This is a genomic window from Curtobacterium sp. MCBD17_013, assembly GCF_003234565.1.
Classification (GTDB): Bacteria; Actinomycetota; Actinomycetes; order Actinomycetales; family Microbacteriaceae; genus Curtobacterium.
The window spans coordinates 36,413-61,967 of record NZ_QKTU01000007.1 but is presented as its reverse complement, the minus strand read 5'-3'; the positions used below and the strand labels follow the sequence as shown (position 1 = coordinate 61,967).

The window sequence follows — 25,555 nt, the reverse complement described above, 5'->3', positions numbered from 1 at the left end:
TCCTCGAGCTCCGCGGCCTCCGCAAGACCTTCGGGGACACGGCGGTCCTGCGGGGCATCGACCTCGCCGTCGACCGGCACGACGTCGTCGTGGTCATCGGCGCCTCGGGATCCGGGAAGTCGACCCTGCTGCGGACGGTGAACCTGCTCGAGCCGATCGACGACGGCCAGATCCTGCTGCAGGGGCAGGACATCTCCGATCCCCGTGTCGACGTCGACGCCACCCGCGGACGCATCGGTGTCGTGTTCCAGCAGTTCAACCTGTTCCCGCACATGACCGTGCTCGACAACGTCACGATCGCAGCCCGCCGTGTCCACCGGATCCCGCGCGCCGAGGCCGAGACGACCGCGCGCCGGCTGCTCGACCGCATCGGCCTCGGGGCGTTCGCGGGGGCGTACCCGGACCGGCTCTCGGGCGGACAGCAGCAGCGGGTCGCCATCGTGCGCGCGATCGCCACCGACCCCGAGCTGCTCCTGCTCGACGAGGTCACGAGCGCCCTCGACCCGCAGCTCGTCGGCGAGGTGCTCGACCTCGTGCGCGACCTGAAGCAGGGCGGCTCGACGATCCTCATGACGACGCACGAGATGTCGTTCGCCCGCCGGGTCGCCGACCGCGTGGTGTTCCTGCACGAGGGGGCCGTCGCCGAGCAGGGGTCGCCCGACGCCGTGCTCGGGGATCCGCAGCACCCCGCGCTCCGGGCGTTCCTGGCGCGCGTGCAGCGCTGACCCGGTGCGCGAGCCGCCGGATCCCCTCACACACCCCTCCGCGAGATCGCAGTCGTTGCCGTTCTGGAAGGGTTCGAAACGGCAACGACTGCGATTTCGCCGAAGTGGGGGGCGGCGGTCAGGCGGCCGGGGCCGGGGCCGCGTCCGGGAGGACCGCCTGCGTCGGGAGCGCCGACTCCGCCCCGGGTGTGAGCGCCCCGCGTCGGAGCACCCCGCTCGGCAGGAAGAGGGCCAGCACCGCCGCCAGGAGCACCACGCCGGCGCCCACGACCACGGCGGGCTGGGCGGCCGACACGTACCCCGTCGGAGTGAGCTGGCCGCCCGCGCCCGTGAACACCGCGGTGAGGACGGCGATCCCGAGCGCGATCCCGATCTCGCGGAGCGTCGAGTTCGTGCCGGACGCCTTGGCGTGGTCCTCCGGGGGCATGCTCGCCAGGACCGCGGTGGACAGCGGCGCGAACACCAGGCCCATGCCGACGCCCGCCAGCAGGAAGCCCGGCAACAGCACGCCGTAGCCGACGTCCGCCGACATCGTCAGTGCGATCTCGAACAGGCCTGCCGACAGGAGCACGAGCCCGCCGACGATGAGCGCACGGGTCCCGACGCGCGGTGCGATGAACCCCGTGAGCGGTGCGATGACCATGGGCGCGAGGGTCCAGGGCATCGTGGCGACCCCGGCCTGCAGCGGGGTGTTCCCCTGCACGATCTGCAGGAACTGGATGAGGATGAACACCGCGCCGAAGGTGCCGAAGCTGAACGCGGTCGCGACGGCGTTCGCGAGCGTGAACCCCCGGTCCCGGAACAGTCGCAAGGGGAGGAGCGGTGCGCTCGTGCGGGCCTCCCGGACGATGAAGGCGGCGAGGAGCGCGGCGCCGGCGACCAGGGCGCCGACGACCTGCCCACTGCCCCAGCCTGCGTCGTTGCCACGGACGACCCCGAACACGATGCCGAGCACGCCGAGCCCGGCGAGGAGCACACCGATGACGTCGGCGCGGAGTCTCGCGCCGAGTGCGTTCGGGAGCGCGGCGAGCGCGAGCGGGACGGCGATGACGCCGACCGGCACGTTGAGCCAGAAGATCGCCTGCCAGTTCCAGCCCTCGACGACGGCGCCGCCGATGAGCGGGCCGAGCGCGACGCCCAGGCCGGACACGCCGCCCCACACGCCGATCGCGAGGGAGCGTGCGCGGTCGGGCACACTGCCGACGAGCAGGGTGAGCGAGAGCGGCATGATCGCGGCAGCACCGGCGCCCTCGAGCGCTCGGGCGGCGATGAGCGAAATGGGGTCCCCGCTCACGGCGCACAGCGCGGAGGCGACCGTGAAGATCGCGATGCCGACCACGAACACGTGTCGACGCCCGAAGCGGTCCCCGATGCCGACGGCGAGCAGCATGAGGGCGGCGAACGCCAGGGTGTAGGCGTTCGTGATCCACTGCAGGTCCTCGACCGGGGCGCCGAGGTCCTCGTGGATGACGGGGAGCGCGCTCGTGACCACGAGGTTGTCGAGCGTGGCCATGAACATCGGGAGCGAGGCGGCGAGGATCGCCAGCCAGACCGGGATGCGACGGGTGGGTGGAGCTGAAGCGGTCATCGTTGCCTCCGCGGATCGGGTGCCGGCAGGGAGGCCCGACACCAGTTGTAATCGGATGATCACAAACCATAGTAATCGGTTGATACCATGTCAAGCGTGAGTCCTGCATCGTCCCCGACCGCTGCTGCGTCCGCTGGATCCGCCGCATCCCCCGCGACCCGGATGCCCGCGGCGGAGCGTCGCGTCCTCATCCTCGACATCGCGCGCACCGTGTTCGGGCGACGCGGGTACCACGGCACGACGACCGACCAGATCGCCAGCGCCGCGGGCATCAGCCAGCCCTACGTCGTGCGGATGTTCGGTACGAAGGAGAGGCTGTTCCTCGAGGTCCTCGCCGACACGCTCGACACCCTCATGGCGGCGTTCCGGACCGCCCTCGACGGCGCGGTCGCCCGCGGCGAGGACGAGCACGGCACGGCACGGGCGGTGGGCAACGCGTACCTCGACCTCGCTGCCACGCGCGGGTTCCACACGCTGCTGCTCCAGGCGTTCGTGTCGGGCGCCGATCCCGCGATCGGCGCCGCGGCACGAGCCGGGTTCCTCGAGATCTACCGGTTCCTCGTGCACGACGCGGGGTTCACGCCCGAGCGCGTGCACGAGTTCCTCGGCAGCGGCATGCTGTTCAGCGTCCTGCTCGGGATCGAGATGCCCGGCCTGTACGACACGGACGACGACGCCGCGGCGCTCATGCAGGCGAGCTTCGGTGACAAGTGCGCCGCCATCGTGGACGCCGCGCGCAGCCAGACGGACTGACCCGGCCCCGGCCCGGCCGGCCCGGCCCGGCCCTCCTCCGCGAGATCGCAGTCGTTGCCGTTCTGACCAGACTCAGAGCGGCAACGACTGCGATCTCACCGGATGGCGGGGGCGGCCGGAGGGGTCAGAGGGTCAGGGGGTCAGGAGGACCTTGCCGATCGTGGCGCCCTCCGCGACCAGGCGGTGCGCGTCGGCGGCCTGCGCCATCGGCAGCACGGTGTCGACGACCGGCGCGACCCGACCGCGCTCGACGAACGGCCAGACCTCGCGACGGACCGCGGCGACGATCTCGGCCTTCTCCTCGGCCGGACGAGCACGGAGCGTCGTCGCGGTGACGCTGGCGCGCTTCCGCATGAGGAGCCCGAGGTCGAGTGGGGCGTCCGGGGCCGAGCCCGTGCTGCCGATGACGACGAGATGGCCGTTCACCGCGAGCGCTTCGAGGTTCCGCTGCAGGTAGGTCGGCCCGACGATGTCGAGCACGACGTCGACCCCGGCGCCGTCGGTCTGCTCCCGCACGACGGTGACGAAGTCCTCGTCGCGGTGGTTGATGACGACGTCGGCGCCGAACCGCCGGGCTGCCTCGAGCTTCGGCGTGCTGCCCGCGGTCGCGAACACGCGGGCGCCGAGGGCGTGCGCCCACTGGATGGCGTGTGACCCCATGCCGCTGCCGCCGCCGTGCACGAGGAGCGACTGCCCCGGGCGCAGTCCCGCGATCATCCCGACGTTCGAGTACACCGTGCACGCGGCTTCGGGCAGACCCGCGGCCGCGACGAGGTCGAGGTCGTCGGGGACCGGGAGCACTTGCGCGGCGGGGACGGCCACGAGCTCGGCGTACCCACCGCCGCTCAGCAGCGCGCAGACCCGGTCGCCCACGTGCCAGTCGCTGACGCCCTCGCCGACCGCGGCGATCGTGCCGGAGCACTCGAGCCCCAGGATCGGCGAGGCACCCTGCGGCACCGGGTAGTGCCCCCGCCGCTGGAGCAGATCCGCGTTGTTGATGCCGGCGGCGGCGACGGCGATCAGGACCTCACCCGGACCGGCGACGGCGTCGGGGACGTCGGACCAGACGAGGACGGCCTCGTCGCCGGGAGCGTCGAACGTGATGGCGTGCATGCGGTCGACGCTACGCCGGGCTCCTCAGCCCTCCGTGCCGGTGTCGTCCCGGGGCGCGGCCACCCGTTTCGACTGGGTCGAGCCGCGCTGCCGGAGCCACACGGTGGCCACGATCATGACCGAGATCACCATGAACTCCGATTGCCAGTTCTGCATCGACTCGAACCAGAACTGGCTCGTGGCGAGGTAGCCCCACCCGGAGACGACGGCACCGCCGTGCTCGCGTTGGTCCTCGTTGTAGGCCGCAGCGCCGCCGAGGACGTGCCCCACGACGCTGCCGACGAACAGCAGCGCGAAGAGGATGAGCAGCGAGTTCTCGTACAACACGAGTACCAGGCCACCGCGCCGGACCGGCCAGGGAACACGAGCGTCGTCCCGGTGCTCCCGCGGGTCGTCGTCCTGCTCGGCCGCTTCGTCCAGGGGCTTCGACTCGCTCGACCCCCACTGGAACAGGAACGACGTCAGCACGACGTACGACCCCATCTGGAGGAACTCGCTCTCCCAGTTCTCGAACGTCGCCTCGACGAAGTCCCCGCTCCGCAGGAACGCGCCGAGGGACTCCGCCGCCTGGCCGTGCTCGAGTGCGTCGGCGTTCGCGACGTGCCAGCCGCTGAACACCATGCCCGCGAAGAAGACGAGGAACGCGATCAGGTTGACGAGCAGCAGCCCGTTCCGTCGCGCCCACGTCCACTCCTGCGGCCGGTCACGCAGGAAGGCGCTCATGTCGTCCGCCGGGTTCCCGCGTGCCGACCGTGGAGCACGATCACGCCGCGGGTGCCTGCGCGGCGTCGAGGCGCTCGATCTGCTCGGGCCGCAGCTTGACGTCGGCCGCCCGCACGGAATCGAGGATCGACTGCGGTCGCGACGCACCCGGGATCGGGATGACGACGTCGCTCTTCTGCAGCTCCCACGCCAGCGCGATCACCTGCGGGGAGACGTCGTGCTCGCGCGCGACGATCGAGAAGGCCTCGTGGATCGCCCCGAGGTCACCGGCCGACGTGATGCCGCCGAGCGGAGCCCACGGCAGGAACGTGATGCCGAGCTCGTCGCACAGGACGAGTTCGACCTCGCTCGTGCGGAACGCCGGCGAGTACTGGTTCTGCACGGACACGAGCCGCCCGTCGAGGATCTCGTTCGCCTGTCGGATCTGGTCGACGTCGGCGTTCGAGATGCCCGCCATGCGGATGACGCCTTCGTCGAGCAGGTCGACCAGGGCACCGATCGAGTCGGCGTAGGGCACGGCCGGGTCGGGCCGGTGGAACTGGTAGAGGTCGATGGCCTCGACGCCGAGGCGCTTCGCCGATGCCTTGGCGGCCTCCTTGAGGTAGGCCGGGTCGCCGTTCTGGGTCCACCGCTCGTCCGGCCCGGGGCGCAGGTGTCCGCCCTTCGTGGCGATGACGACGTGCGACGTGTCCCCGCCGTACTCCGCGATGGCCTTGGCGATGAGCGATTCGTTGTGCCCGACCTCGTCGTGGCCGCCCAGGTGGTAGGCGTCCGCCGTGTCGATGAGGGTCACCCCGGCCTCGAGTGCGGCGTGGATGGTCGCGATCGCTCGGCGTTCGTCCGGTCGCCCCTCGATGGACATGGGCATGCCGCCCAGACCGATGGCGCTGACGTCGGTGTCTCCGATGGTCCGTTGTCTCATGGCTCCAGCATGCGCCGCACGCACCGAGCCGGTTCCCCGCGAGGCCTCCCTGTGGATGTCGACAGCTCCCCGGCCCCGGTGGAGGGATCAGCGGTCAGCGGGAACGCGGCCGGCGACGAGCAGACCTTCAGCGCCCCGCGGCGTACGCCTGCTCGCCCCGCGGGTTCGCGGCGGCCGACAGGACACCGGTCCGCGGGTCGCGGCCGACGCTCGAGAGGCGACCGAGGGTCCAACCGCCGGCGCGCGTGACGACGTGTCCCCGGGCCTCCAGGCCGGCGATGACGTCGTCCCCGATCCGGTCCTCGACGACGATCCCCGCGGGCTCCCACGTGCGCGGCCAGAACGACCCCGGGAACGAGGTCGTGTGCAGCGCCGGGGCGTCGATCGCCTGCTGCGGCGACCAGCCGCCGACGATCGTCCGGAGCAGGTAGAGCAGCTGCCACTGGTCCTGCTGGTCACCGCCCGGGGAGCCGAGGGCGACGACGGGCTCGCCGTCGCGGAGCACGAGCGTCGGGGTGAGCGTCGTGCGCGGACGCAGCCCGGGGCGGAGCGTCGAGGCGGTGCCCTCCTCGAGCCAGGTCATCTGCAACCGCGTGCCGAGGCAGAAGCCGAGCTCGGGGATCGTCGGCGAGGACTGGAGCCATCCGCCGGACGGGGTGGCCGACACGATGTTGCCCCAGCGGTCGACGACGTCGATGTGGCACGTGTCGCCGCGCGTCTGGCCGTCGGGGCCGACGTGCGGTTCCGCGCCGGCGAACGAGTCGACGGTGGGTTCCCCGACGCCCTCGGGGCGCTCGTCGAGCGCCGGCGGCAGGTACTCGGTGCGGAGCGGGGGCATGACGCCGGCCGGCACGCCGGCGTCGCCCGGGCGGATCTCGGCGGAGGCCCGGTCACCGATGAGCGCGCGTCGCTCGGCTGCGTAGGCCGCGGACAGGAGCCGCTCGAGCGGCACGTCGTGGTCGCCGTAGTACGCCTCGCGGTCGGCGAGGGCGAGCTTCTGCGCCTCGACGATGGTGTGCGCGCCCTCGACCGTCGACGGGTCGAGCAGGGCGTCGTCGAGCGGTTCGAGGATCGCGAGGGTCTGCAGCAGTGCGGGCCCCTGCCCCCAGGCGCCGGTCTTCGCGATGGTGTGGCCGCGGAACTCGAGCGTCACCGCGGGCTCGTACGTGGCCCGGAACCCGGCCATGTCCGCAGCCGTGATGACACCCGCGTGGTCGGTGCCCGACGAGTGCCGGTGCGGCGTCCGGACGAACCGCTCGACGGCCTCGGCGACGAACCCCGACGCCCAAACGTCCCGGGCCGCGTCGATCCGTGCCGACCGGTCCGCCGAGCCCTCTCCGGCGGCGACGAGCCGCTCGAGCACGTCCGCGTACGCGGTGTTCCGGACGACCTCGCCGGCGACGGGGATCCGGCCCTCGGGCATCCAGCGCTCGGCGGAGGACGGCCAGTGCTCCGTGAACAGGTCGGCGACGCGGCCGATCGTGTCCGCGACGCGAGCGGCGACCGGGTGGCCGTCGCGCGCATATCCGATGGCGTAGGCCAGGACGTCGGCGAGGTCCCACGTGCCGTGGTCCCGGAGGAGCAGCAGCCACGCGTCGACGGCGGCGGGCACGGCGGCCGCGAGGGCGCCCGACCCCGGCACGAGTTCCAGACCCTCACCGCGGTAGTGCTCGACGGTCGCACCGGCGGGAGCCGGGCCCTGCCCCATGAGCACGACGGGCGTGGGGTCCGCCGCGGTGGCGAACACCGCGGTCATGTCGCCGCCCGGGCCGTTGAGGTGTGGCTCGACGACGTGGAGCACGAACGCCCCGGCGACGGCCGCGTCGAACGCGTTGCCCCCGCGCTCGAGTACCGACTGCGCCGAGGCCGTGGCCAGCCAGTGCGTCGAGGCGCTCATGCCGTGCGTGCCCTGCAGGTCGGGGCGGGTCATGGTCGTGGGTGGGGTCGTGTAGGTCACGAGGTCCTTCCTGGTCATGCGGGCCGCTCGGTCGGTTCGAACCGTGCCGCGTTCGTGTCGGCGACGATGCCGGTGTCCCCGCCCGAGCGCGCCTCGTGCAGCCGCGAACCCGTGCGTACTCCGTGCAGCTGGTGCGGACCGGGGCCGGAGCGGGCGGCGCCGTCCCCGGGGTTGACGAGGGCGCAGCGGGTCAGCGACAGACAGCCGCACCCGATGCAGCCGTCGAGGTCGTCGCGGAGGGCCTCGAGCTCGCGGATCCGGGTGTCGACCGCGTCGGCCCATCGTCGCGAGAGCGCCGTCCACTCCGCCGGGTTCGGGGCGCGGTCTGCGGGCAGGGCGTCGAACGCCTCGCGGATCTCGGCGAGGGACAGACCGGCTCGCTGCCCGGCGGCGAGGACCGCGAGCCGACGGAGCGTGTGGCGCGGGAACAGTCGCTGGTTGCCGGCCGTCCGTTCCGCCGTCACGAGACCGCGTTCCTCGTAGTACCGGATGGCCGACGGGGCGATCCCCGACCGGCGCGACAGCTCGCCGATGGTCAACAGGTCGGTCGCGGTCGGCACGCGTTCATCGTCGCACCGATCCGGCCCCTCGCGGTCCTGGGGGTTGTCAGGTCCCGCTCCCGCCGGGCCACGGAGAGTCACCGGCCGGGGTCGTGCCGCCGAGGTCGCCGAGTGCCGACGCGGACAGGACCCCGCCGCCGACGACGCATCCGACGGCCACCACGAAGCCGATCGCGGCGATCCACCACGAGCTCCGCCGACGGATCCAGGCCCACACCGCAAGGACGAGCGCCGCGACCCCGACGACGAACGCACCGCCGGCCGCGAGCGCGCCGCCGCCGACGAGCGCTCCGGTCGAGCACCCGCTCGCGGGGTGGCATCGCGGTGCCGATGCCAGGACCGCGACGAGCGCGATCACGGCGGTCACGATGGTCATGACGCCGGTCGCGGCCAGCAACAGGACCGTCACCACCCGGTCGGCGATGCGCCCGACCGGTGGGATGAGCGAGGTGCCGCCCTGCTCCCACGCGATCCGGGCCTCCCGTTCGGCCTGCGTCTCCATGTGCGGCCGGGAGGCCCGGCTGCCGTCCGGCGCGCCGCCGTCCGTCCCCCCGGTCATCGGGGTTCCACCCCGAAGGCCTGCGCGAGGCGTTCGATCTTCTGTGCGCGCCCGAGCCGGGGCAGGTCGCTGCCGTCCCGGACCATGCGGTCGCGCGCCTCGAAGTCGTCGAGGAAGTCGCGGGCCCAGGCGACGTCGGCCGGCGTGGGCGAGATGACCTCGTTGATCACGGGCAGCTGGTCGGTGTCGAGGCACAGCTTGCCGGTGAGGCCGAGCGCCACCGCGACCTGCGCCTGCTCCCGGAGGATCGGGTGGCTCGTGCCGACCGTCGGGCCGTCGATGGGGCCGGGCAGGTCCCCGACGCGGGACGCGACCACGAGCCGGGATCGCGGGTAGGCCATGGCCAGGGTGTCGGCGGAGGTACCGGTGTCGCGGCGGTAGTCACCGCTCCCGAACGCCAGGCGGAACGCGCCCTTCGCCCGGGCGATCGCCGTGGACTCCTCGATCCCGAGGGCCGACTCGACGAGCGCGACCACGGGGTGGGTGCCCCCGAGGCGGTGCCAGGTGTCGGTGACCTGTTCCGCGGCCTCCGTCTTGGCGAGGACGACGCCCCGCAGTCCGGGCAGGCCGCGGAGTGCCTCGACGTCGTCCGCCCAGAACGGCGTCGTGACGTCGTTGATGCGCACCCATGCCGATCCGCCGCCCGCGAGCCGCGCGGCGACGGTGGCGCGGGCCTCCGGCTTGCGCTTCGGGTCGACCGCGTCCTCGATGTCGAGCACGACCTGGTCGGCCCGGGACCGCGCAGCGCGGTCGAAGCCGTGCTCGGCGGTCGCGGCGACCAGGAGCCAGGACCGGCTGATCTCGGCCGGGACGGCACGGCGTTCGGAGGTGGAGGTGCGCGGACGGTCGTCGATGGCCATGCGTCGTTGGTACCACACCCACCCCCGCGCGCCAGGGGCCGCGGAGGGCTGCGTGTGGAGGGTCGCGTGATCACGCTCGGATGTGTCGAAATCGGCGTTCATTGACCGTCGGGGCTCGGCGGGCCGCCTACAGTATCGGTGTGTGGCGTGTCGACAGGACTGCAGAGCGCGAGGACGACGTGGATGACGACGTCCGCGCCGATGACCTGCGCGCGCCCGAGCAGGTGACGAGCCCACAGCAGCTGAGCCTCGGGGACCCGCGACTCACGGCGGGGAACGCGGCCGAGCCCGTGTGGGACGCCTGGCGCGAGCAGCTCTCCGGTGTCGGTGGCACGTCCCCGCTCATCCACTTCTCGGATCACCCCCGGGCTCGCATCGAGCTCAGCACGACCCACCCGGGTGGCCTGGCACAGTTCATCACCGGCAAGACGACCCTGCTGTCGAGCCTCATCCGCGACGAGGTCGCGTTCCGCGCCGCCCGCATCGCCGCGGGGTTCGTGGAGGAGAAGGGCACGGAGCTCGCGACGGTGCGCGGGATCGACGCGGTCGAGCTCGGCATCGGCATGGTGGACTGGCGGCACGCCGACGTCGACCACCGCGGGCCGGTCCTCCTCCGGCCGCTCGCCATCCGCCGCCACGGGCGTGACTTCGAGGTCCGACTGCTCGGCCAGCCCGTCCTCAACCCGGCGCTCGCCGACGCCCTGCGCGACCAGTTCGGGATCGTGCTCGACGCCGAGGCCTTCGTCGCGCTCGCCCAGCAGGACGGCTCGTTCACGCCGAACCCGGTCATCGACCGCCTCCGCGGCCTCACCGCGCACCTGCCGCACTTCAGCGTCCACCCGCGCCTCGTCGTGTCGACGTTCGCCGAGGTCGCGTCGAGCATGGTCGAGGACACCCGCGACCTCTCGCACCCGGTGCTCGACGCCCTCGCCGGCAACCCGAGCGCCAAGTGGCAGGTCGAGCAGTCCTACCGGCCGGTCGAGCAGACGCCGTCCGACGAGCGCAGCCCCGAGACCGACACGCTCCTGCTCGACGCCGACGACGAGCAGGAGAACGTGATCGCGCAGATCACGGCGGGCAACTCCATCGTGGTCAAGACCCTGCCCGGCACGGGTGGCACCCAGACCATCGTGAACGCCCTCGGTGGCCTCGTCGCCGCCAACAAGCGCGTGCTCGTCGTCAGCCCGCGGCGCGCGACCCTGCGCGGCATCGCCAGCCGGTTCGTCGAGGTCCAGCTGCCCGGCGTCGCCGTCACCCCCGCGACCCTCCGGCGCGACCTCATCCGCGCGATCGGCCGCAACGAGAAGTCGACGAAGCCGAACCTCCGCGAGGTCGACGACGCGCTCGTCCGGCTCCGAAAGGTCCTGCTCGACTACCGCGGCGCGCTCGGCCGCGTCGACCCGGCGTTCGGTGTCTCCGTGCTCGACTGTCTGGTCGAGCTGTCCCGTCTGTCGCTCCTCCCGGTCCCGCCCGCCACGACCGCGCGCCTGTCGCGGTCGTCCGTGGAGGCCATGGTCGACGGTCGCGCGCGCGTCGCCGAGACGATGGTGAGTGCCGCGAACCTCGGCGAGTTCAAGTACGGGCCGGACGACTCGCCCTGGTACGGCGCCCGGTTCGCGTCCAGCGCCGCCGCGCACAAGGCACACCAGACCGCGCAGGGCCTGCACGCCACCGAGCTGCCGACGCTGCTGCAGCGCGCGAACGACCTCATCGGCTCGACCCACATGCGGCCGTTCACGACGATCGGCGAACTCGGCGTGTACCTGCGGCTCCTCACCGAGATCCGCGACACCCTCGACCGCTTCCTGCCCGTCGTGTTCGATCGCTCCGTGTCCGAGCTCGTCGCGGCGACGGCCCCGCGGGGTGAGGGTGCCCCGATGTCGGCGACGAACCGCCGTCGCCTCAAGAAGCTCGCCCGCGAGTACGTCCGTCCGGGCGTGCACGTGTCCGACCTGCACGAGGCCCTGACGCGGGTCCAGCAGCAGCGGGTCCTGTGGCAGCGGTACGTGGCGGCCGGCGTCGCCCCGGAGATCCCCACCGGCATCGCCGACGTCCAGGTGCTCTACTCGAACGTCGCCGAGGACCTCGCGCGTCTCGACGAGCCGCTCGGCAACACGTCCCGTGAGCGGCAGCTCGCCAACCTGCCGATCGACCAGCTCGTCGCGGACATCGGCGAGCTCGCGGCCGAGAGCGACGTCCTGCACAACCTGCAGGAGCGCACGGAGCTCATGACGACCCTGCGCGACCTGCAGCTCGAACCGCTCATCACCGACCTGGCGAACCGCCACGTGCCCGAGTCCCAGGTGCCGGCCGAGCTCGAGCTCGCGTGGTGGCAGTCCTGCCTCGAGATGCTGCTCGAGGGCGACCGCGCCCTGCTCGGGGCGAACACCGACATGCTCGACCGCGTCGAGGCGGACTTCCGGCTCGTCGACGACGCCCACGCCGCCGGGGTGTCCCAGGGCCTGGCGTGGCAGCTCGCCGAGAACTGGAAGGTCGGCCTGGTCGACTGGCCGGACGAGGCCGCGCAGCTCAAGGCGCAGCTCCGGCAGCCCGCGATCACGTCGCGGCTGCTGCAGGACTCCGCACCGCACCTGTCCCGCGCCATCGCACCCGTTTGGCTCGCGTCGCCGTACGAGGTCCCGCAGATCGCCGACACGATGCCGTTCGACACCGTGATCCTCGTCGACGCCGGTGCCGTGACGATCGCCGAGACCGTCGGGGCGATCCGCCGCGCCAAGCAGACCGTGGTCTTCGGCGACCCGGTCACCCAGACGCCGTCCCCGTTCCGCATCGCGGTCGACCCGGACCACCGGGCGCTCCGCGTCGACGAGCAGACGCTCGACTCGCTGCACGCCGACTCCGCGCTGGCGAAGCTCTCGACGCTCCTGCCGACCCTGTCGCTCACGCGCTCGTACCGCGCCGGCGGCGAGGACCTCGCGGAGCTCGTGAACCGGCGCTTCTACGGGGGCCGCATCGAGTCCCTGCCGTGGGCGGGTTCGTTCCTCGGCCACGGCTCGATCGCGATCGACTACGTCGCCGAGGGCAAGGCCGTGCCGGACCCCGAGTCCGGCGCCGTCGAGAGCGTCGACGCCGAGGTCGACCGCGTCGTGCGGCTCGTCCTCGACCACGCCAAGAACCGGCCGACCGAGTCGCTCATGGTCATCACGGCGTCCGCCAAGCACGCCGTTCGTGTCGAGCAGGCCGTCCTCGCCGCCGTGCAGGGCCACAAGGACCTCACCGAGTTCGTGATCGGCGACCGCCCCGAGCCGTTCATGGTGGCGACGCTCGAGCAGTCCGTCGCCCAGAGCCGCGACCGCGTCGTGTTCTCGATCGGCTACGGCCGCACGCCCCACGGCCGCGTCCTCCGCGACTTCGGTCCGCTCGGCAAGCCCGGCGGCGAACGCCTGCTCGCCGTCGCGATGACCCGCGCCCGCCGGTCGATGATCATCGTCACGTGCTTCCAGCCGTCCGACATCGAGGCCGAGCGCATGGGTCACGGCACCGTCGCGCTCGCCGAGATCCTCGCCGAGGTCCGGGCCCGCACGAGCATGGAGTACGTGCCCGACGACAGCGACCCGCTGCTCGTCGACCTCGCCCGCCGGCTCGAGATGCGCGGCATCCCCGTGGCGCTCGGACACCGCGGCAAGCTCGGCCTCGTCGCCGCGCACGGCGGGGTCTGCGTGACGATCGAGACCGACGCGTCGCTCGCCAAGGGCTCCCTGCGCGAGTCGCTGCGCCTCCGGCCCGAGGTGCTCCGACGGCTCGGCTGGCACTACGTGCGCGTCCACGCCTTCCAGCTCTTCTCCGACCCGGACCGCGTCGCCACGACGGTCGCCCAGGTGCTCGGCGTCGACCGTGGTGCGACGCAGGAGATCGCGATCCCGCCGGTCCCGGCCCGGCAGTGACCGCGGGCTGGCCACCGACCGCCAGCTGGTCCCGATGACCGGGAGGCGCGCCTCCCGACCGGCCGGACCGGTCACCCCAGGGACGGAACAGCTCCGCGGGAGCTGGGCGGCCCACGCCGACGTCCGTTCCGCCACGGGGGCGGAGGCCGTCGCCGCCGGCCCCGCGGGCGACCCGTCCGCCGTTGGTCCCGCGGGCGACCCGTCCGCCGTTGGTCCCGCGGGCGACTCGTCCGCCGGGCGGACGACGGGCGCACAGGACCGCACGTCTGACGGCGCCACGGCCGCTCATGACCGACGGCCGGGAGGCCCCACTCGCCGCCGCCGGGTCACGACCGCTCCGGCGCCGGGAACGGACCCGAACCCCGCGCCCGAGCCGGAGCGGCACGGCGCGGGGGAGAACGACGCGCGGCTGCTGGGCGACCGGCCGCCGCACTGGGGCTGAGGCGGCCCTCCCGCCGCCCGTGAGCCCTGCCGCCTCCCCGTTCCGCCCTCGCACGGCCCCCGTCGGACCGGGACGACGTTCAACGCGTCGCCCGACAACGGTCGTGTCGGCGGCGGAAGTCGGGGGATGGAACTGTGCGGCTCACGTACCCAGGGGCGACGCGTCGATCGGGGAAGCGTGGCAGCCTCGGCAGCGCGAGGTCAGCGAGGAGACTGCCGTCCGCGCGGTGCCGACCTCAGCGAGCGGGGACGGCGTCGCCGCGGCGCTTCCGCACCATGGCAGCGGCGTACTGTACGCCGGCGAGCACGTGCCCGACCGTGCCGAGGACGATGCACACGAGGGCGACGACACGCACCCACGTGAGGTGTTCGGCGACCGACGTCGACGAGAACAGCAGCACGGGCAGCCCGACGAACAGCAGCGCCGAGCGGATCTTGCCCGTCCAGGTCACGTCGAGGTCTGGTGACCCGCGGAACAACGCGCTCGACATGGCGACGAGCACCAGGTCCACGACCACCACCACGGCGACGACGACCCACGGCAGGAGCCCGACGAGGACCAGCGACAACACGATCGCGACGATCGACAAGCGGTCCGCCACGGGATCCAGCGCCTTGCCGAGTGCGGACTCCTGGTGGAATCGGCGGGCGATGAAGCCGTCCGCCCAGTCGGTGACCCCGAGTCCGACCAGCGACACGAGGCCCCATCCGGGGTGTCCCGCGACGACCAGTCCGACGTACACGGGGATGAGGACGAACCGGACGAGCGTCAGCAGGTTCGGCCAGGTCTGCCAGTCCGGACGGGCTCGCCTCCCACTGATGTCCGCCATGGCGTCGGGCCTCTCGTTCGCCGTCGTGGCGAACCCGCCGGTCGCCCATCCACTCAGGATAGCGGCGGTGCCTCCGGCACCTGGGTGGCGAGCGATCGGCCCGGTCTCAGAGCTTCGTCGTGCCGCTGATGCCCGGTCCCGTCGGCGCGTCGGTGGGGGCGACGTGCGCGCCCGCGGCCTGACCGGTGATCCCCTGCTGCTGTCGGAGCAGGTCGCGGATCTCGAGGAGGACCTCGACATCGGTCGGCGGGACGTCCGCCGGCGGCTGCTCGACGTCGTTCTCGACGCGCTTGAACGCGAGCTTCCTCAGGCGGTTGACCGGCAGCACGAGCGCGAAGTAGACGACCGCGGCCACGATGACGAACTGGATCACGGCACCGAGCACGGAACCGAAGTGGAGCTCGGCGTGCGCCCCGCCGACTCCGGGGATCGTGAGGACCCAGGTGTGCTCGAGGCTCGACGCGTTGAACAGCGCCCCGACCGCCGGGTTGATCACCGCCGTGACGATCGTGTTGACGATCGCGGTGAACGCGGCGCCGATGACGACGGCGACTGCGAGGTCGATGACGTTGCCGCGGAGCAGGAACTCCCTGAAGCCCTTCACGGGACCCCCTCGTGTCCAGGTGTCGGCCCGCGCCACGGGGACCGGCCGGGCGTCCAGTCGACCGGCACGGATCACGCTACCGACGGAGCACGACTCAGGCCGCGCTGGAGCTCCCGGATGAGGACGACGACGGTGAGGACGAGCCTGTGGAGGACGAACCGGATGAACTCGACGAGGTCGAACCGGATGAACTCGACGAGGTCGAACTCGACGACGACGACTCGCTCGGTGTCGATCCGCCACCGGACTCGGACTTCGTCCCCGATGCCCCGGACGACGACCGGGAGTCCGTGCGGTAGAAGCCGGACCCGTTGAACGTCACTCCGACGGGGCTGAACACCTTGCGGAGCACGCCGCCGCAGGTCGGGCACTCGGTCAGGGCCGCGTCCGAGAAGGACTGCTTGACGTCGAAGGCGGTACCGCACTCGGTGCAGCGGTAGGAGTAGGTGGGCACGTCAGCTCCGGAAGGTGAGGATGCGCGATGGGGTGATGATGCCGTCGACGGGCTGGTCGTGGCGCTCGCGAGGGACCTCGTCCACGTACTCCGCGTCGAACACCACAGCATAGACGGGCGGACGCTTGGCCATGGATCCGAGGGTCTTGTCGTAGTAGCCGCGCCCCCAGCCCATCCGCATGCCGGCTCGGTCCACGGCGGCCGCGGGCGCGAGGATGACGTCGACGTCGTTGATCGCGATCGGCGAGAGCACCTCGCCGACGACCTCGGGGACGCCCGCCAGACCCTGGTGCTCGGTCTCGCCGTCCCCCACGGCCCAGTCCAGCAGGCCGTCGTCCCGGGCGATCGGGAACAGCGTGCGGATGCCCGCGTCGAACGCCCAGTTGAGGAACGGGCGGACGTTGGGCTCGTCGGACGACGGGAGGTAGGCCGACAGCGAGGAGATCGCCCGCTCCTCCACGAAGCGCTGGAGCGTGGCGGTGAGGTCCGTGGTGAACGCGCTCCGCTCCGACGCGGTGTGCATGCGGCGACGTTGCCGCAGCTCGGCACGGAGGGCTCGTTTGGCGTTCCCGATGTCGCTCTCGGCGCTCATGGCCACGAGCTTAACGGCTCGTCCCCGCGTGGCCATGTGTCCTCCACACGGTCCCCCGTCCGTTAACGCCCGCGTCGTGGGGGCAGCGGATACGCTCGTCGCCATGGGTTTCCAGATTTCCAAAGCAGTGATCCCGGCCGCAGGGCTGGGGACGCGGTTCCTCCCCGCGACCAAGGCGATGCCGAAGGAGATGCTCCCGGTCGTCGACAAGCCCGCGATCCAGTACGTGGTCGAGGAAGCCGTCGACGCGGGCCTCCATGACGTCCTCATGATCACCGGTCGCAACAAGAACGCGCTCGAGAACCACTTCGACCACGTGTCGGAGCTCGAGGAGACCCTCCGCAAGAAGGGCGACCACGACAAGCTCGCCAAGGTGAACCAGTCGACGGACCTCGCCGACATGCACTACGTGCGCCAGGGCGACCCGCTGGGCCTCGGCCACGCCGTGCTCCGCGCCAAGATGCACGTCGGCCGCGAGCCGTTCGCCGTGCTCCTCGGCGACGACATCATCGACGCTCGTGATCCGCTGCTCAAGCGCATGATCGAGGTGCAGGACGAGAAGAACGCGACCGTCGTCGCCCTGCTCGAGGTCCCGGCGTCCCAGACCCACATGTACGGCATCGCGACCGTCGAGGAGACCGACGAGGACGACGTCGTCAAGATCACCGGTCTCGTCGAGAAGCCCGCCCAGGGGGAGGCCCCCTCCAACCTCGCGATCATCGGTCGCTACGTGATCCGCCCCGAGGTGTTCGACGTCCTCGAGAAGCAGGAGCCGGGCAAGGGCGGCGAGATCCAGCTCACGGACGCGCTCATGAAGATGGCCGGCGCCGAGGAGTGGACGGGTGGCGTGTACGGCGTCGTGTTCCGTGGACGCCGGTACGACACGGGTGACAAACTCGACTACATCAAGGCGATCGTCCAGCTCGCCTCCGACCGCGACGACCTCGGCCCCGAGCTCAAGGAATGGCTCAAGGAGTTCAACGCGGGCGAGTAGCCGTCCCGTCCGGGACACCCGAACCAGGAACGCGATCCCCCGATGACGACCATCCCCACCCTGACGCACGGTCGGATCACCATCCGCCCGCTGCGCCTCCGTGACACCCGTGACCTCGACATGGCCCTGTCGATGAACCGGAGCTGGTTGCGGACCTGGGAGGCCACGAACCCGTCGGGACTCGTGTCGGCGGACGTCCGTGGGAGCATCCGGGCCCTGCAGGCGAACGCGCGTGCAGGGCTCGGCCTGCCCTTCGCCATGGAGCTCGACGGCCGGTTCGTCGGACAGCTCAACGTGTCGGGCATCAGCTACGGCTCGCTCGCCAGTGCGTCGATCGGTTACTGGGTGGTCGAGAGCGCCGCGGGGCACAACGTGACCCCGACCGCCGTCGCGCTCGCGACCGACCACTGCTTCCGTTCCGTCGGGATCCACCGGGTGGAGATCTGCATCCGTCCGGAGAACGCGCCCTCGCTCCGGGTCGTCGAGAAGCTCGGGTTCCGGTACGAGGGCCTGCGACGCCGGTACATCCACATCAACGGTGACTGGCGCGACCACTTCTGCTTCGCGCTCGTGGCCGAGGAGGTCCGCGAGGGCGTCCTCGACCGCTGGGTGCGCGGCGCCGTGCCCGCAGGTCAGGGCAGCGTGCCCGACCAGGCCCGTGAGGAGGCCGCGATGCCGATCGCGACCTCGCGCCGCGGCTGAACTCGTCCTCCACAACCCGAATCCGGCGCGACTCGCTCAACACGCGACGCGCAATGACCGATCGGCGCGCGGCCCGCCCATACCGTGTTCCCCGTGAGCATCGGGTCCTGGAGCGGAGGCATCGTCCTCCTCATCGCGGCGGTGCTGTGGCTCGTCTACCTCATGCCCTCGTGGCACGCGCGTCGGCAGTACCTCGCCACGGAGCGCAACGCGGTACGTCTGCAGCAGACGCTCCGGATCCTCGCACAGACCGCCGAACTCCCGGACGAGGTCCGCATCGAGATGAACGCCCGATCCCTGGCAGAGGCCCAGCGTGTGGCCGCGAGCGAAGAAGCCCGGCGCCGCGCCATCGTCCGAGCACACGAGGCCGCACGCCAGCGTGAGATCACGCGACGCCTGGCGGAGCAGGAGCCAGAGCTCGAGCGGGTCGCCGCGTCGCCGGCGCTCACTGCCCGCCGCATGCGTCGTTCTCGACTGGGGGCGACGCTCATCGGCTTCGTCGGGCTCGTGGTCACCGTGGTGACGCTCGTCGCCGCACCGGCGATGTGGCTCATGGCGCTCGCCGCCGCGCTCGTGGTCGTGGGGGCGGTGGCGGTCCTCGCGCAGCTCGCCGCCGTCGGCCGTGCCCGGATGCGCCGTGCCGCCGGGGTCGCCGCGGCGACCCGGGCACCCGCACCGCGCGCCCGGTCCGCACGGGCACGGAACGCCGCTCCGATCGACACCGCCGTTGGCACAGCGGAGACCGCACCGGCCGCCGAGGACCGGAGCTGGACGCCCGTGGAGGTCCCCAAGCCGCTCTACGTGTCGCGACCCGACGTGGAGCGCGCCCGTGCGGAAGCCCGCCAGGCAGCCGAGGAGTCGTCGGCGGCGCTCGCCGCACGCCTCCGCGAGCGTGTCGCCGAGGCCGCTGCGGCTGCGGACGCGGAAGCAGCGCGACGCCGAGCAGAGGCAGCTGCGGTGGCCGCGGGCGCGACCGACCCCGACCTCGCTCGGGTCACGCCGATCCGATCCGATGTCGAGGCCGCTGCGGCCGCGCTCGCCGAGCACGACCAGGCGACGCCGACGACCCTGGCCGAGCGGATGGGGCTGCGCGCTCCCGCCGCGGACGGGGCCGCTGGTGGACCACAGCCGGGAGGCTCGACCACCGCCACCCGGACCGCGGACGACCGGCGGCCGGAACCGGCCGCACCGTCGGCACCGCCGAGCAAGTACGCGGGTATGGGGATCATCGACGAGGACTCGTGGGAGCGCACGGACCTCGACGCGGTCCTCCGCCGCCGCCGCGCGGTCTGAACGCGGTCGCCCGGCCGGACCGATGTCGTGCCGGGCTCGATTTCGGATCGAGCCTGCTGCGGTGCTAGTCTTGCTGGGCACTCGGGGCTATGGCGCAGTTGGTAGCGCGTCTCGTTCGCAATGAGAAGGTCAGGGGTTCGAATCCCCTTAGCTCCACCGAGAACCGCGCGGCGAGAGGCCCGGGTCCACCAGGATCCGGGCCTCTCGCCGTCTCGGCGGGTGGTCGTTCTGCACCTGTCGTCTCGGCATGCTCGTTCTGCGCTGCGGGCGATGGTGGTGGTGCGCAGCGGCCTCTGGCACCATGGGCGCACCGCGACGGGGCGCACGCCGCTCCACAGCCAGCACGCGAGGAGCGACGATGCCCACCGCACTCAACCCCTACATCGGTTTCCGTGACGAGGCCCGCCAGGCGATGGAGTTCTACCGCGACGTCTTCGGCGGCGACTTGACGCTGTCGACGTTCGGCGAGATGCACGCGAGTGAGGACCCGACCGAGCAGGACAAGGTGATGCACAGCGTCCTGGTGACCCCGCACGGCCTCCTGCTCATGGCCTCGGACACGCCGAACAGCATGGAGGCCCCGACAGGGTCCCGCATCAGCATCTCGTTGAGCGGCGACGACGGGCAGGAGCTCCACGGCTACTGGGACGGTCTGGCCGACGGGGCGACGATCATCGCGCCGTTGACCGCCGCGCCGTGGGGTGACGAGTTCGGGATGCTGACCGACCGCTTCGGCGTCACCTGGCTGGTGAACGTCACCGGTTCGCGGTCCTGAGCGGCGCCGGTCGTCTCGGGGTTCCAGATCTCGGGAACGGTGGGCCACCGGCGCATCCTCGGACGTATCGCTTACCCTGTCCGGACGATGACTGCTCCCGCCGCGCTCACCCGACGTTCCCTGTTCTCGCTGGCGGGTGTCGCCGGTGTCGGCCTGGCGCTCGCGGCGTGCACGGCGGACGACCGGTCCTCAGGGTCCGCGACGCACGGACCCACGACGGGCAGCGCGTCGACAGGCGCGGCGCACCCGGTCGCACGGGCGCTGTCGCCGGCGCAGGTGCCCTTGGCCGGCGGGGTGACCGTGACCATCACGGGGTCCGGGCTGGCGCGGGTCGCGGGCGTGACGGTCGGCGGGCTCGCGGCACGGGACGTCCACGCGACGGACGAGCGGTTGACCTTCACGGCTCCGCACCAGGCCTCCTACGCCCCGGGGCGCGCGGAGGTGGCGCTGTTCACCCGTGCGGTGGAGCCGGTGCCGTCGGCGAACGTGACGACGTCGGACGGCAACGGCAGCACGAGCAACGACGGCGTGAGCGGGGACACCGCCACGAGCGGCGCGACCTCGACCCCGACGCCCACCGCAGCCACCGCGGGAACGCCCGTCGCCACGACGACGCTGACGTACGCCGCGCTGACCGCCGTCGACCGTCAGCTCCAGTACGCGATGGCGCACTGGTCGAACTACAACCTGGCGGAGTACGGCAACATGAACGCGATCGGCGGCGACTGCGCGAACTTCGTCAGCCAGACGCTCGTCGCCCGCGGGTGGCAGCAGCGCGACGACTGGTACAACCACGACGCCGGGGCCGTGCACTCCGCCACCTGGACCTACTGCCCGTCGCTCGACCCGTGGTTGCAGACGAACGCCGCCGCCTTCGGGCTCACACGGCGCACGCTGGACGAGCGCGCGAAGGTCGGGGTCGGTGACATCGTCATGTGGGACTGGAACGGCAACGGGTCACCGGACCACACGACGATCGTGTCCGAGGTGTTCCCGCAGGCCGACGGCACGGTGCTCATCAAGTCGGCGAGCCACAACGAGGACGGCCCCTACCGTGACCTCGACGAGATGCTCACCGTGCAGCACCCCGGTGGCACGGCCTGGTTCCACACCTTCGACGCATAGGGGAGCGCTGGCCGCCGAAGCGGGTCGGCGCATCGGCACAGGGGGGCGAACGCGCCGCACCACAACGGGGAGCCGGGTCACGGGAACCCGATGTACCAGATGAGCACGATCGCGATCGCCTGCAGCACCACGCCGACGACGGCGAGCACGACGGTGCGCCGCCGCGTCCGCACGAACAGGTCGGTCCCGAGCACGGGTGCGGCGGGCATGAGCAGCCGCACGAGGCTCTGCTGTGGCAGGAACACCGCGACGAGGTAGACCCCGTACGCGGCCACGAACCCGACCACCTCGGGCCCGAGCGCGCGCGTGCTCCGCCGGACGAGCAGCCACACCGCGGCGGCGATCACGGCGATCACCAGGACGAACCCGCCGTTCCCGAGCCACCGTCCGGCGAGCATGAACCACGGGGTCATCGGCACGAAGTGGACGTGGCCGACGTACCCGGTCCACCAGGCGAGCTCGCTGTCGAGGTAGGTGTCCGGCCGCCCGGTGACCGCGCTCGCGATGAACGGCCAGGCCAGACCGGCCACCGCGACCACGATCCCGGTGACGGCGAGGCCGAGGCGCGTGGTCCAGGGGACGCGGTGGATCCACCGTCGGGCGGGCAGGCCCCGGGTGCGCGATCGACCGGCCCGGACCTCGATGGCGACGAGGTGCACGGCGACCGCGACGGACAGCGCGAGGGCGCCCGGGCGGGTGAACGCGGCGACCACGCCCAGGGCGGCCACGAGCGGATACCGGCGTTGCACGAGTGCGAGCAACGCGCCCGCGACGAGCAGCAGGGACAGCGCCTCGGCGTAGGGCACCTGCAGCAGGAACCCGAGCGGCCCGAACACGAACAGGGCCGTGGCGCGCCGGGCCCGTCGGGACCCGGCGACGGCGCGGACGAGCCGGTAGAGCACGACCGTGCCGCCGGCGCCGCTGAGCAGGGACACGACGACGCCCGCACCCCAGAAGGACAGCCCGGTGACGGCCATGACGACACGGACGACGGCGGGGAACACCGGGAGGAACGCCCACGCGTTCGGCTCGACGTGCCCGTGGTGGTCCAGGGGGACGGACCGCGGGTACCCGTGCACCGCGACGGTCTGGTACCACCACGCGTCCCAGGAGCCGGAGAACGCCAGCAGACCGTGGGCGCCGCCGTGGCCCTCCGGCTCGTGTCCGGCGGCGGCCCCGACGAGCAGCACGCCGACGAGCAGCACGGTGCTCACCGCACGGGAGCCGACCCACAGCAGGAGCGGGGCGGTCCACCCGCTGTGCCGTCCCTCCAGGGCGATCCGGATCAGGCGGGCGAGCCGCCGCGGCCGGGAGGCCCCGCCCACGCCGTGGACGGCCGTGCTGACGGGCGTCGGCAGAGCTGGCACGACCTCGATGATCGCAGAGGCGCGACGGGCGCGCGCGCTCCGACGGGAGGTCACTCGATGGCGGCCTCGCGGGTGAGGACCATGACGTCCATGCGTCCGGTCTGCACGACCTCGCCGTGCTGGTTCCGGAGGGTCACGGTGCGCTCGACGATGCCGGTGCGGCCGGAGCTCGTGCGACGGGTGGACAGGATCTCGACCGTGCAGGTGAGCGTGTCACCGATGAACACGGGCGCGGTGAACCGCCAGCCGTCGATGCCGAGGAGCGCGACGGCGGAGCCCTCGAACACGCCGGTGCGGGCGATCAGCCCCAGGCACAGGGACGCGCCGAGCATGCCGTGGACGATGCGCTGGCCGTACCGCGTCTGCTTCGCGAACTCGACATCGGTGTGCACCTGGTTGTTGTCGTTCGTCCACGACGCGAACGACACGACGTCCGCCTCGGTGATCGTGCGACCCGGGGTCACGAAGGTCTGTCCGGCGGCGAGGTCCTCGAGGTAGTGCGGCACGGGGCCAGTGTCCCACGCGGGCTCCGACCTGCCGCGCTGCCCGGGTCCCGGGCAAGCCGGAGCCGACCACGGCCTCCCGGCGCGGACCAGGGAACCGCGCCGGTCCGTCCGGCGTACGCTCCGGCGCATGAGCGACGCAGCCCCGACCACCGCCGCGACGGACCCGACATCGACCTCGGAGCCGCGCGACGACCGCCGGGTCGACGCCCTGACCCACGAGGTCGTGGCCGCGTGGATGGCGGGGCAGCGCTGGTACGCCGCGAAGGGCCTCGACCCCGCGCTCCGGCTCATCGCCGCCCTCGAGGGGGAGGTCGACGGCGTCCGGGTCAGCACGCAGCTCGTCATCGACGACGCCCCGAGCACGCCCGTGCTGTACCAGGTGCCGCTCACCGTGCGGACCGAGCCGGTCGACGCGCTCGACGAGGTCCTCATCGCCACGGACGGCGAACGGTGGCTCTACGACGGGCCGCACGACGCCGCGTACGCACGGTGGCTGCTCGGGACGATCGACGGCGGCGCGACCGTGCAGGCCGACGGCGCCAGCGTGGAGGGGCAGCACCTCGCCGACATCGGTGCCGTGACCGCCGTCCGGGTGCTCCGCGGCGAACAGTCGAACACGTCCGTGATCTGCGACGTCGACGGCGGCGGCGGGCAGGTCATCGTCAAGGTGTTCCGGGTCCTGCACCACGGCGACAACCCGGACGTGACCTCCCAGGCCGCGCTCTCGGCAGGTGGCTCGACGCGCGTGCCGAGGTCGTTCGGGGCGCTCCGGGGCACCTGGCCGGACGTCGGGCGGGACGAGGGCAGGGCGACGGGCCACCTCGCGTTCGCGCAGGAGTTCCTGCCGGGGCTCGAGGACGCCTGGCGCGTGGCGCTGCAGGCCGCGCAGGACGGCGTGGACTTCACCGAGCAGGCCCACGGTCTCGGGCAGGCGACGGCCGAGGTGCACGCGGTGCTCGCCGAGCAGCTCCCGACGGTCGCGGCCGGCACCGACGAGATCGCCTCGGCGGTCGGGTCGATGCGGCAGCGGCTCGAGGTCGCCTCGGATGAGGTGCCCGCCGTCGCCGAGCACGCCGACGCGATCCGCAGGATCTACGACGCCGCCGAGGGTCTCGAATGGCCTCGGCTCCAGCGCATCCACGGCGACCTCCACCTGGGGCAGGCGGTCTCGTCGCCCGACCGCGGCTGGGTGCTCCTCGACTTCGAGGGCGAGCCGCTCCGGCCGATGCCCGAGCGGTCACGCCCCGACGTCACACTGCGGGACGTCGCGGGCATGCTCCGCTCGTTCGACTACGTCGCCGGCGCCCTGCAGCACGGCGACCACCCGACCGATGCGAGTGGCTGGGCGCACGATGCGCGCCGCGCCTTCGTGGACGGGTACATCGCGGCGTCCGGGACGGACATCCGTGCCCAGCGGACCCTGCTCGATGCGTTCGAGATCGACAAGGCCGTCTACGAGGCCGTGTACGAGGCGCGCAACCGTCCGGACTGGATCGGCATCCCGATCGCGGCCGTGGCCCGGCTCGTCGAGCGGTCCGCGCCGGACGCGGCCTGACGCCGCCCGCGGCCTGACGCGCCGCCTGGCCTGCCGTGCCGCCCGTGGCCGGACGCGCCGCCCGATCAGGCGGGGACGGCGCCCGTGAGCTGACTCGCGGCGAGCGCCAGGGTCATGATGCCGAGCACGGCTGCCGTGAAGGCCATGCTGCGCGCGGCGACGCGCCACACCCCCGTGGCTCGGGGGCGGGCGATGCCCACGATCGCGGCGAGCACCGCGAGCAGGCTGACGATCCCGAACGGGTCGACCACCAGGGCGAGCAACGCCAGCGCGAGCGAGCCCCAGCCGAACAGGCAGAAGCGCCGCGCGGCGTGCACGCTGAACCGGCCGCCCGGGGTGAGCGCGATCGATCCCGTGCGGGATCCGCACGCCCAGCCGTGCTCGTCGAGGTCCTGCGACGTCACCGAGAAGTGCGGGGCGACGGACTCGGGCGTCGTGGGGGCCAGTGTCCGGTCGGCCAGCGCGGGCGCCTGCGTGGCACTGCCCCACGTGCGACCGTCCCACCACCGCAGACGCGTCGCATCGGCGGGGTCGGGGAACCAGCCAGCAGCCGGCAGTGACACGGGGACGTCTCCTGATCCTGGGAGGGGTGGAACGCGATCGAGCCTACGAAGCGCGTCCCACCCGCCCCAGCCCCAGCACGAGTGTCGGC

The 25,555-nt window shown here is 72.6% G+C and carries 23 protein-coding genes, 1 tRNA gene and 2 pseudogenes; 11 read left to right on the top strand and 15 right to left on the bottom strand.

What is annotated here, in order from left to right; translation table 11 throughout:
• Positions 1–47: 47 nt before the first annotated feature.
• Positions 48–725, top strand: a complete 678-nt coding sequence (locus DEI81_RS09365) for an amino acid ABC transporter ATP-binding protein (RefSeq protein WP_258368615.1) — start codon at positions 48–50, stop codon at positions 723–725.
• Between the two features lie 118 nt (positions 726–843).
• On the opposite strand, the gene DEI81_RS09360 is transcribed toward DEI81_RS09365, so the two are convergent.
• On the bottom strand, positions 844–2,313 hold the full coding sequence (locus tag DEI81_RS09360) for an MFS transporter (protein ID WP_111010449.1): 1,470 nt from the start codon (positions 2,311–2,313) through the stop codon (positions 844–846).
• Between the two features lie 96 nt (positions 2,314–2,409).
• On the opposite strand from DEI81_RS09360, the gene DEI81_RS09355 reads away from it, so the two are divergent.
• Complete coding sequence (locus tag DEI81_RS09355; RefSeq protein WP_181435367.1) at positions 2,410–3,066, top strand: TetR/AcrR family transcriptional regulator; 657 nt, start codon at positions 2,410–2,412, stop codon at positions 3,064–3,066.
• 132 nt (positions 3,067–3,198) lie between these two features.
• On the opposite strand, the gene DEI81_RS09350 is transcribed toward DEI81_RS09355, so the two are convergent.
• The 7 genes and pseudogenes from DEI81_RS09350 to DEI81_RS09320 all read right to left on the bottom strand — a co-directional run bounded on the left by DEI81_RS09350 (position 3,199) and on the right by DEI81_RS09320 (position 9,760).
• Positions 3,199–4,179 (bottom strand): NAD(P)H-quinone oxidoreductase, encoded by a 981-nt coding sequence (locus DEI81_RS09350; RefSeq protein WP_111010447.1) that lies wholly within the window; start codon positions 4,177–4,179, stop codon positions 3,199–3,201.
• A 24-nt stretch (positions 4,180–4,203) separates the two neighbouring features.
• A complete protein-coding gene (locus tag DEI81_RS09345) occupies positions 4,204–4,902 on the bottom strand; it encodes a DUF6766 family protein (protein WP_111010446.1) in 699 nt (232 codons plus the stop codon).
• 40 nt (positions 4,903–4,942) lie between these two features.
• Entirely contained in the window at positions 4,943–5,824 is an 882-nt protein-coding gene (locus DEI81_RS09340; protein WP_111010445.1) for an aldo/keto reductase, read from the bottom strand.
• Between the two features lie 127 nt (positions 5,825–5,951).
• The gene (locus DEI81_RS09335; RefSeq protein ID WP_258368598.1) at positions 5,952–7,799 is read right to left on the bottom strand and encodes a gamma-glutamyltransferase family protein; all 1,848 of its coding nucleotides are present in this window, start codon (positions 7,797–7,799) and stop codon (positions 5,952–5,954) included.
• Positions 7,796–8,341 carry a redox-sensitive transcriptional activator SoxR gene (gene soxR, locus DEI81_RS09330; protein ID WP_111010444.1) on the bottom strand — a complete coding sequence of 182 codons (546 nt, stop codon included), beginning with the start codon at positions 8,339–8,341 and terminating at the stop codon, positions 7,796–7,798. Before soxR ends, DEI81_RS09335 begins: the two co-directional genes overlap by 4 nt.
• 46 nt (positions 8,342–8,387) lie before the next feature.
• A pseudogene (locus tag DEI81_RS09325) lies at positions 8,388–8,921 on the bottom strand (DUF6264 family protein); the annotation flags it as partial.
• Positions 8,897–9,760: a CoA ester lyase gene (locus DEI81_RS09320; protein WP_111010442.1), complete on the bottom strand. Its 864-nt coding sequence runs from the start codon at positions 9,758–9,760 to the stop codon at positions 8,897–8,899. The pseudogene DEI81_RS09325 and the gene DEI81_RS09320, both read right to left, overlap by 25 nt.
• Before the next feature lie 140 nt (positions 9,761–9,900).
• On the opposite strand from DEI81_RS09320, the gene DEI81_RS09315 reads away from it, so the two are divergent.
• Complete coding sequence (locus DEI81_RS09315) at positions 9,901–13,665, top strand: AAA family ATPase (protein WP_375334768.1); 3,765 nt, start codon at positions 9,901–9,903, stop codon at positions 13,663–13,665.
• Positions 13,666–14,342: 677 nt separating this feature from the next.
• Here DEI81_RS09315 and DEI81_RS09310 read toward each other — a convergent pair.
• Positions 14,343–14,936: a CDP-alcohol phosphatidyltransferase family protein gene (locus DEI81_RS09310; protein ID WP_111010440.1), complete on the bottom strand. Its 594-nt coding sequence runs from the start codon at positions 14,934–14,936 to the stop codon at positions 14,343–14,345.
• A 106-nt stretch (positions 14,937–15,042) separates the two neighbouring features.
• Entirely contained in the window at positions 15,043–15,540 is a 498-nt protein-coding gene (gene mscL, locus DEI81_RS09305) for a large conductance mechanosensitive channel protein MscL (protein WP_111010439.1), read from the bottom strand.
• A 146-nt stretch (positions 15,541–15,686) separates the two neighbouring features.
• Between mscL and DEI81_RS16695 the strand changes: the two genes are divergently transcribed.
• A complete protein-coding gene (locus DEI81_RS16695; protein ID WP_309146571.1) occupies positions 15,687–15,839 on the top strand; it encodes a hypothetical protein in 153 nt (50 codons plus the stop codon).
• A gap of 14 nt (positions 15,840–15,853) precedes the next feature.
• Here DEI81_RS16695 and DEI81_RS16690 read toward each other — a convergent pair.
• Positions 15,854–16,105, bottom strand: a pseudogene (locus tag DEI81_RS16690) (FmdB family zinc ribbon protein); the annotation flags it as partial.
• Positions 15,996–16,586: a 5-formyltetrahydrofolate cyclo-ligase gene (locus DEI81_RS09295; protein WP_111010538.1), complete on the bottom strand. Its 591-nt coding sequence runs from the start codon at positions 16,584–16,586 to the stop codon at positions 15,996–15,998. The pseudogene DEI81_RS16690 and the gene DEI81_RS09295, both read right to left, overlap by 110 nt.
• Positions 16,587–16,689: 103 nt before the next feature.
• Between DEI81_RS09295 and galU the strand changes: the two genes are divergently transcribed.
• From galU to DEI81_RS09265, 6 genes are all read left to right on the top strand, one after another.
• Positions 16,690–17,580, top strand: coding sequence for a UTP--glucose-1-phosphate uridylyltransferase GalU (galU, locus tag DEI81_RS09290; RefSeq protein WP_111010437.1), 891 nt, complete (start codon positions 16,690–16,692; stop codon positions 17,578–17,580).
• 42 nt (positions 17,581–17,622) lie between these two features.
• Positions 17,623–18,282, top strand: coding sequence for a GNAT family N-acetyltransferase (locus DEI81_RS09285; RefSeq protein ID WP_111010436.1), 660 nt, complete (start codon positions 17,623–17,625; stop codon positions 18,280–18,282).
• Positions 18,283–18,375: 93 nt separating this feature from the next.
• Positions 18,376–19,575 carry a DUF3040 domain-containing protein gene (locus tag DEI81_RS09280; protein WP_146242890.1) on the top strand — a complete coding sequence of 400 codons (1,200 nt, stop codon included), beginning with the start codon at positions 18,376–18,378 and terminating at the stop codon, positions 19,573–19,575.
• Between the two features lie 83 nt (positions 19,576–19,658).
• Positions 19,659–19,731: transfer RNA gene (locus tag DEI81_RS09275), tRNA-Ala, on the top strand.
• 202 nt (positions 19,732–19,933) lie between these two features.
• A complete protein-coding gene (locus DEI81_RS09270; RefSeq protein WP_111010434.1) occupies positions 19,934–20,350 on the top strand; it encodes a VOC family protein in 417 nt (138 codons plus the stop codon).
• Between the two features lie 87 nt (positions 20,351–20,437).
• The gene (locus DEI81_RS09265; RefSeq protein WP_111010433.1) at positions 20,438–21,475 is read left to right on the top strand and encodes an amidase domain-containing protein; all 1,038 of its coding nucleotides are present in this window, start codon (positions 20,438–20,440) and stop codon (positions 21,473–21,475) included.
• Between the two features lie 77 nt (positions 21,476–21,552).
• On the opposite strand, the gene DEI81_RS09260 is transcribed toward DEI81_RS09265, so the two are convergent.
• Entirely contained in the window at positions 21,553–22,842 is a 1,290-nt protein-coding gene (locus tag DEI81_RS09260; RefSeq protein ID WP_258368597.1) for a hypothetical protein, read from the bottom strand.
• A gap of 50 nt (positions 22,843–22,892) precedes the next feature.
• Entirely contained in the window at positions 22,893–23,348 is a 456-nt protein-coding gene (locus DEI81_RS09255; protein WP_258368596.1) for a MaoC/PaaZ C-terminal domain-containing protein, read from the bottom strand.
• Positions 23,349–23,475: 127 nt separating this feature from the next.
• Between DEI81_RS09255 and DEI81_RS09250 the strand changes: the two genes are divergently transcribed.
• A complete protein-coding gene (locus DEI81_RS09250; RefSeq protein ID WP_181435366.1) occupies positions 23,476–24,903 on the top strand; it encodes a phosphotransferase in 1,428 nt (475 codons plus the stop codon).
• A 65-nt stretch (positions 24,904–24,968) separates the two neighbouring features.
• On the opposite strand, the gene DEI81_RS09245 is transcribed toward DEI81_RS09250, so the two are convergent.
• Positions 24,969–25,466, bottom strand: a complete 498-nt coding sequence (locus tag DEI81_RS09245) for a DUF2510 domain-containing protein (RefSeq protein WP_111010431.1) — start codon at positions 25,464–25,466, stop codon at positions 24,969–24,971.
• Between the last annotated feature and the right edge of the window lie 89 nt (positions 25,467–25,555).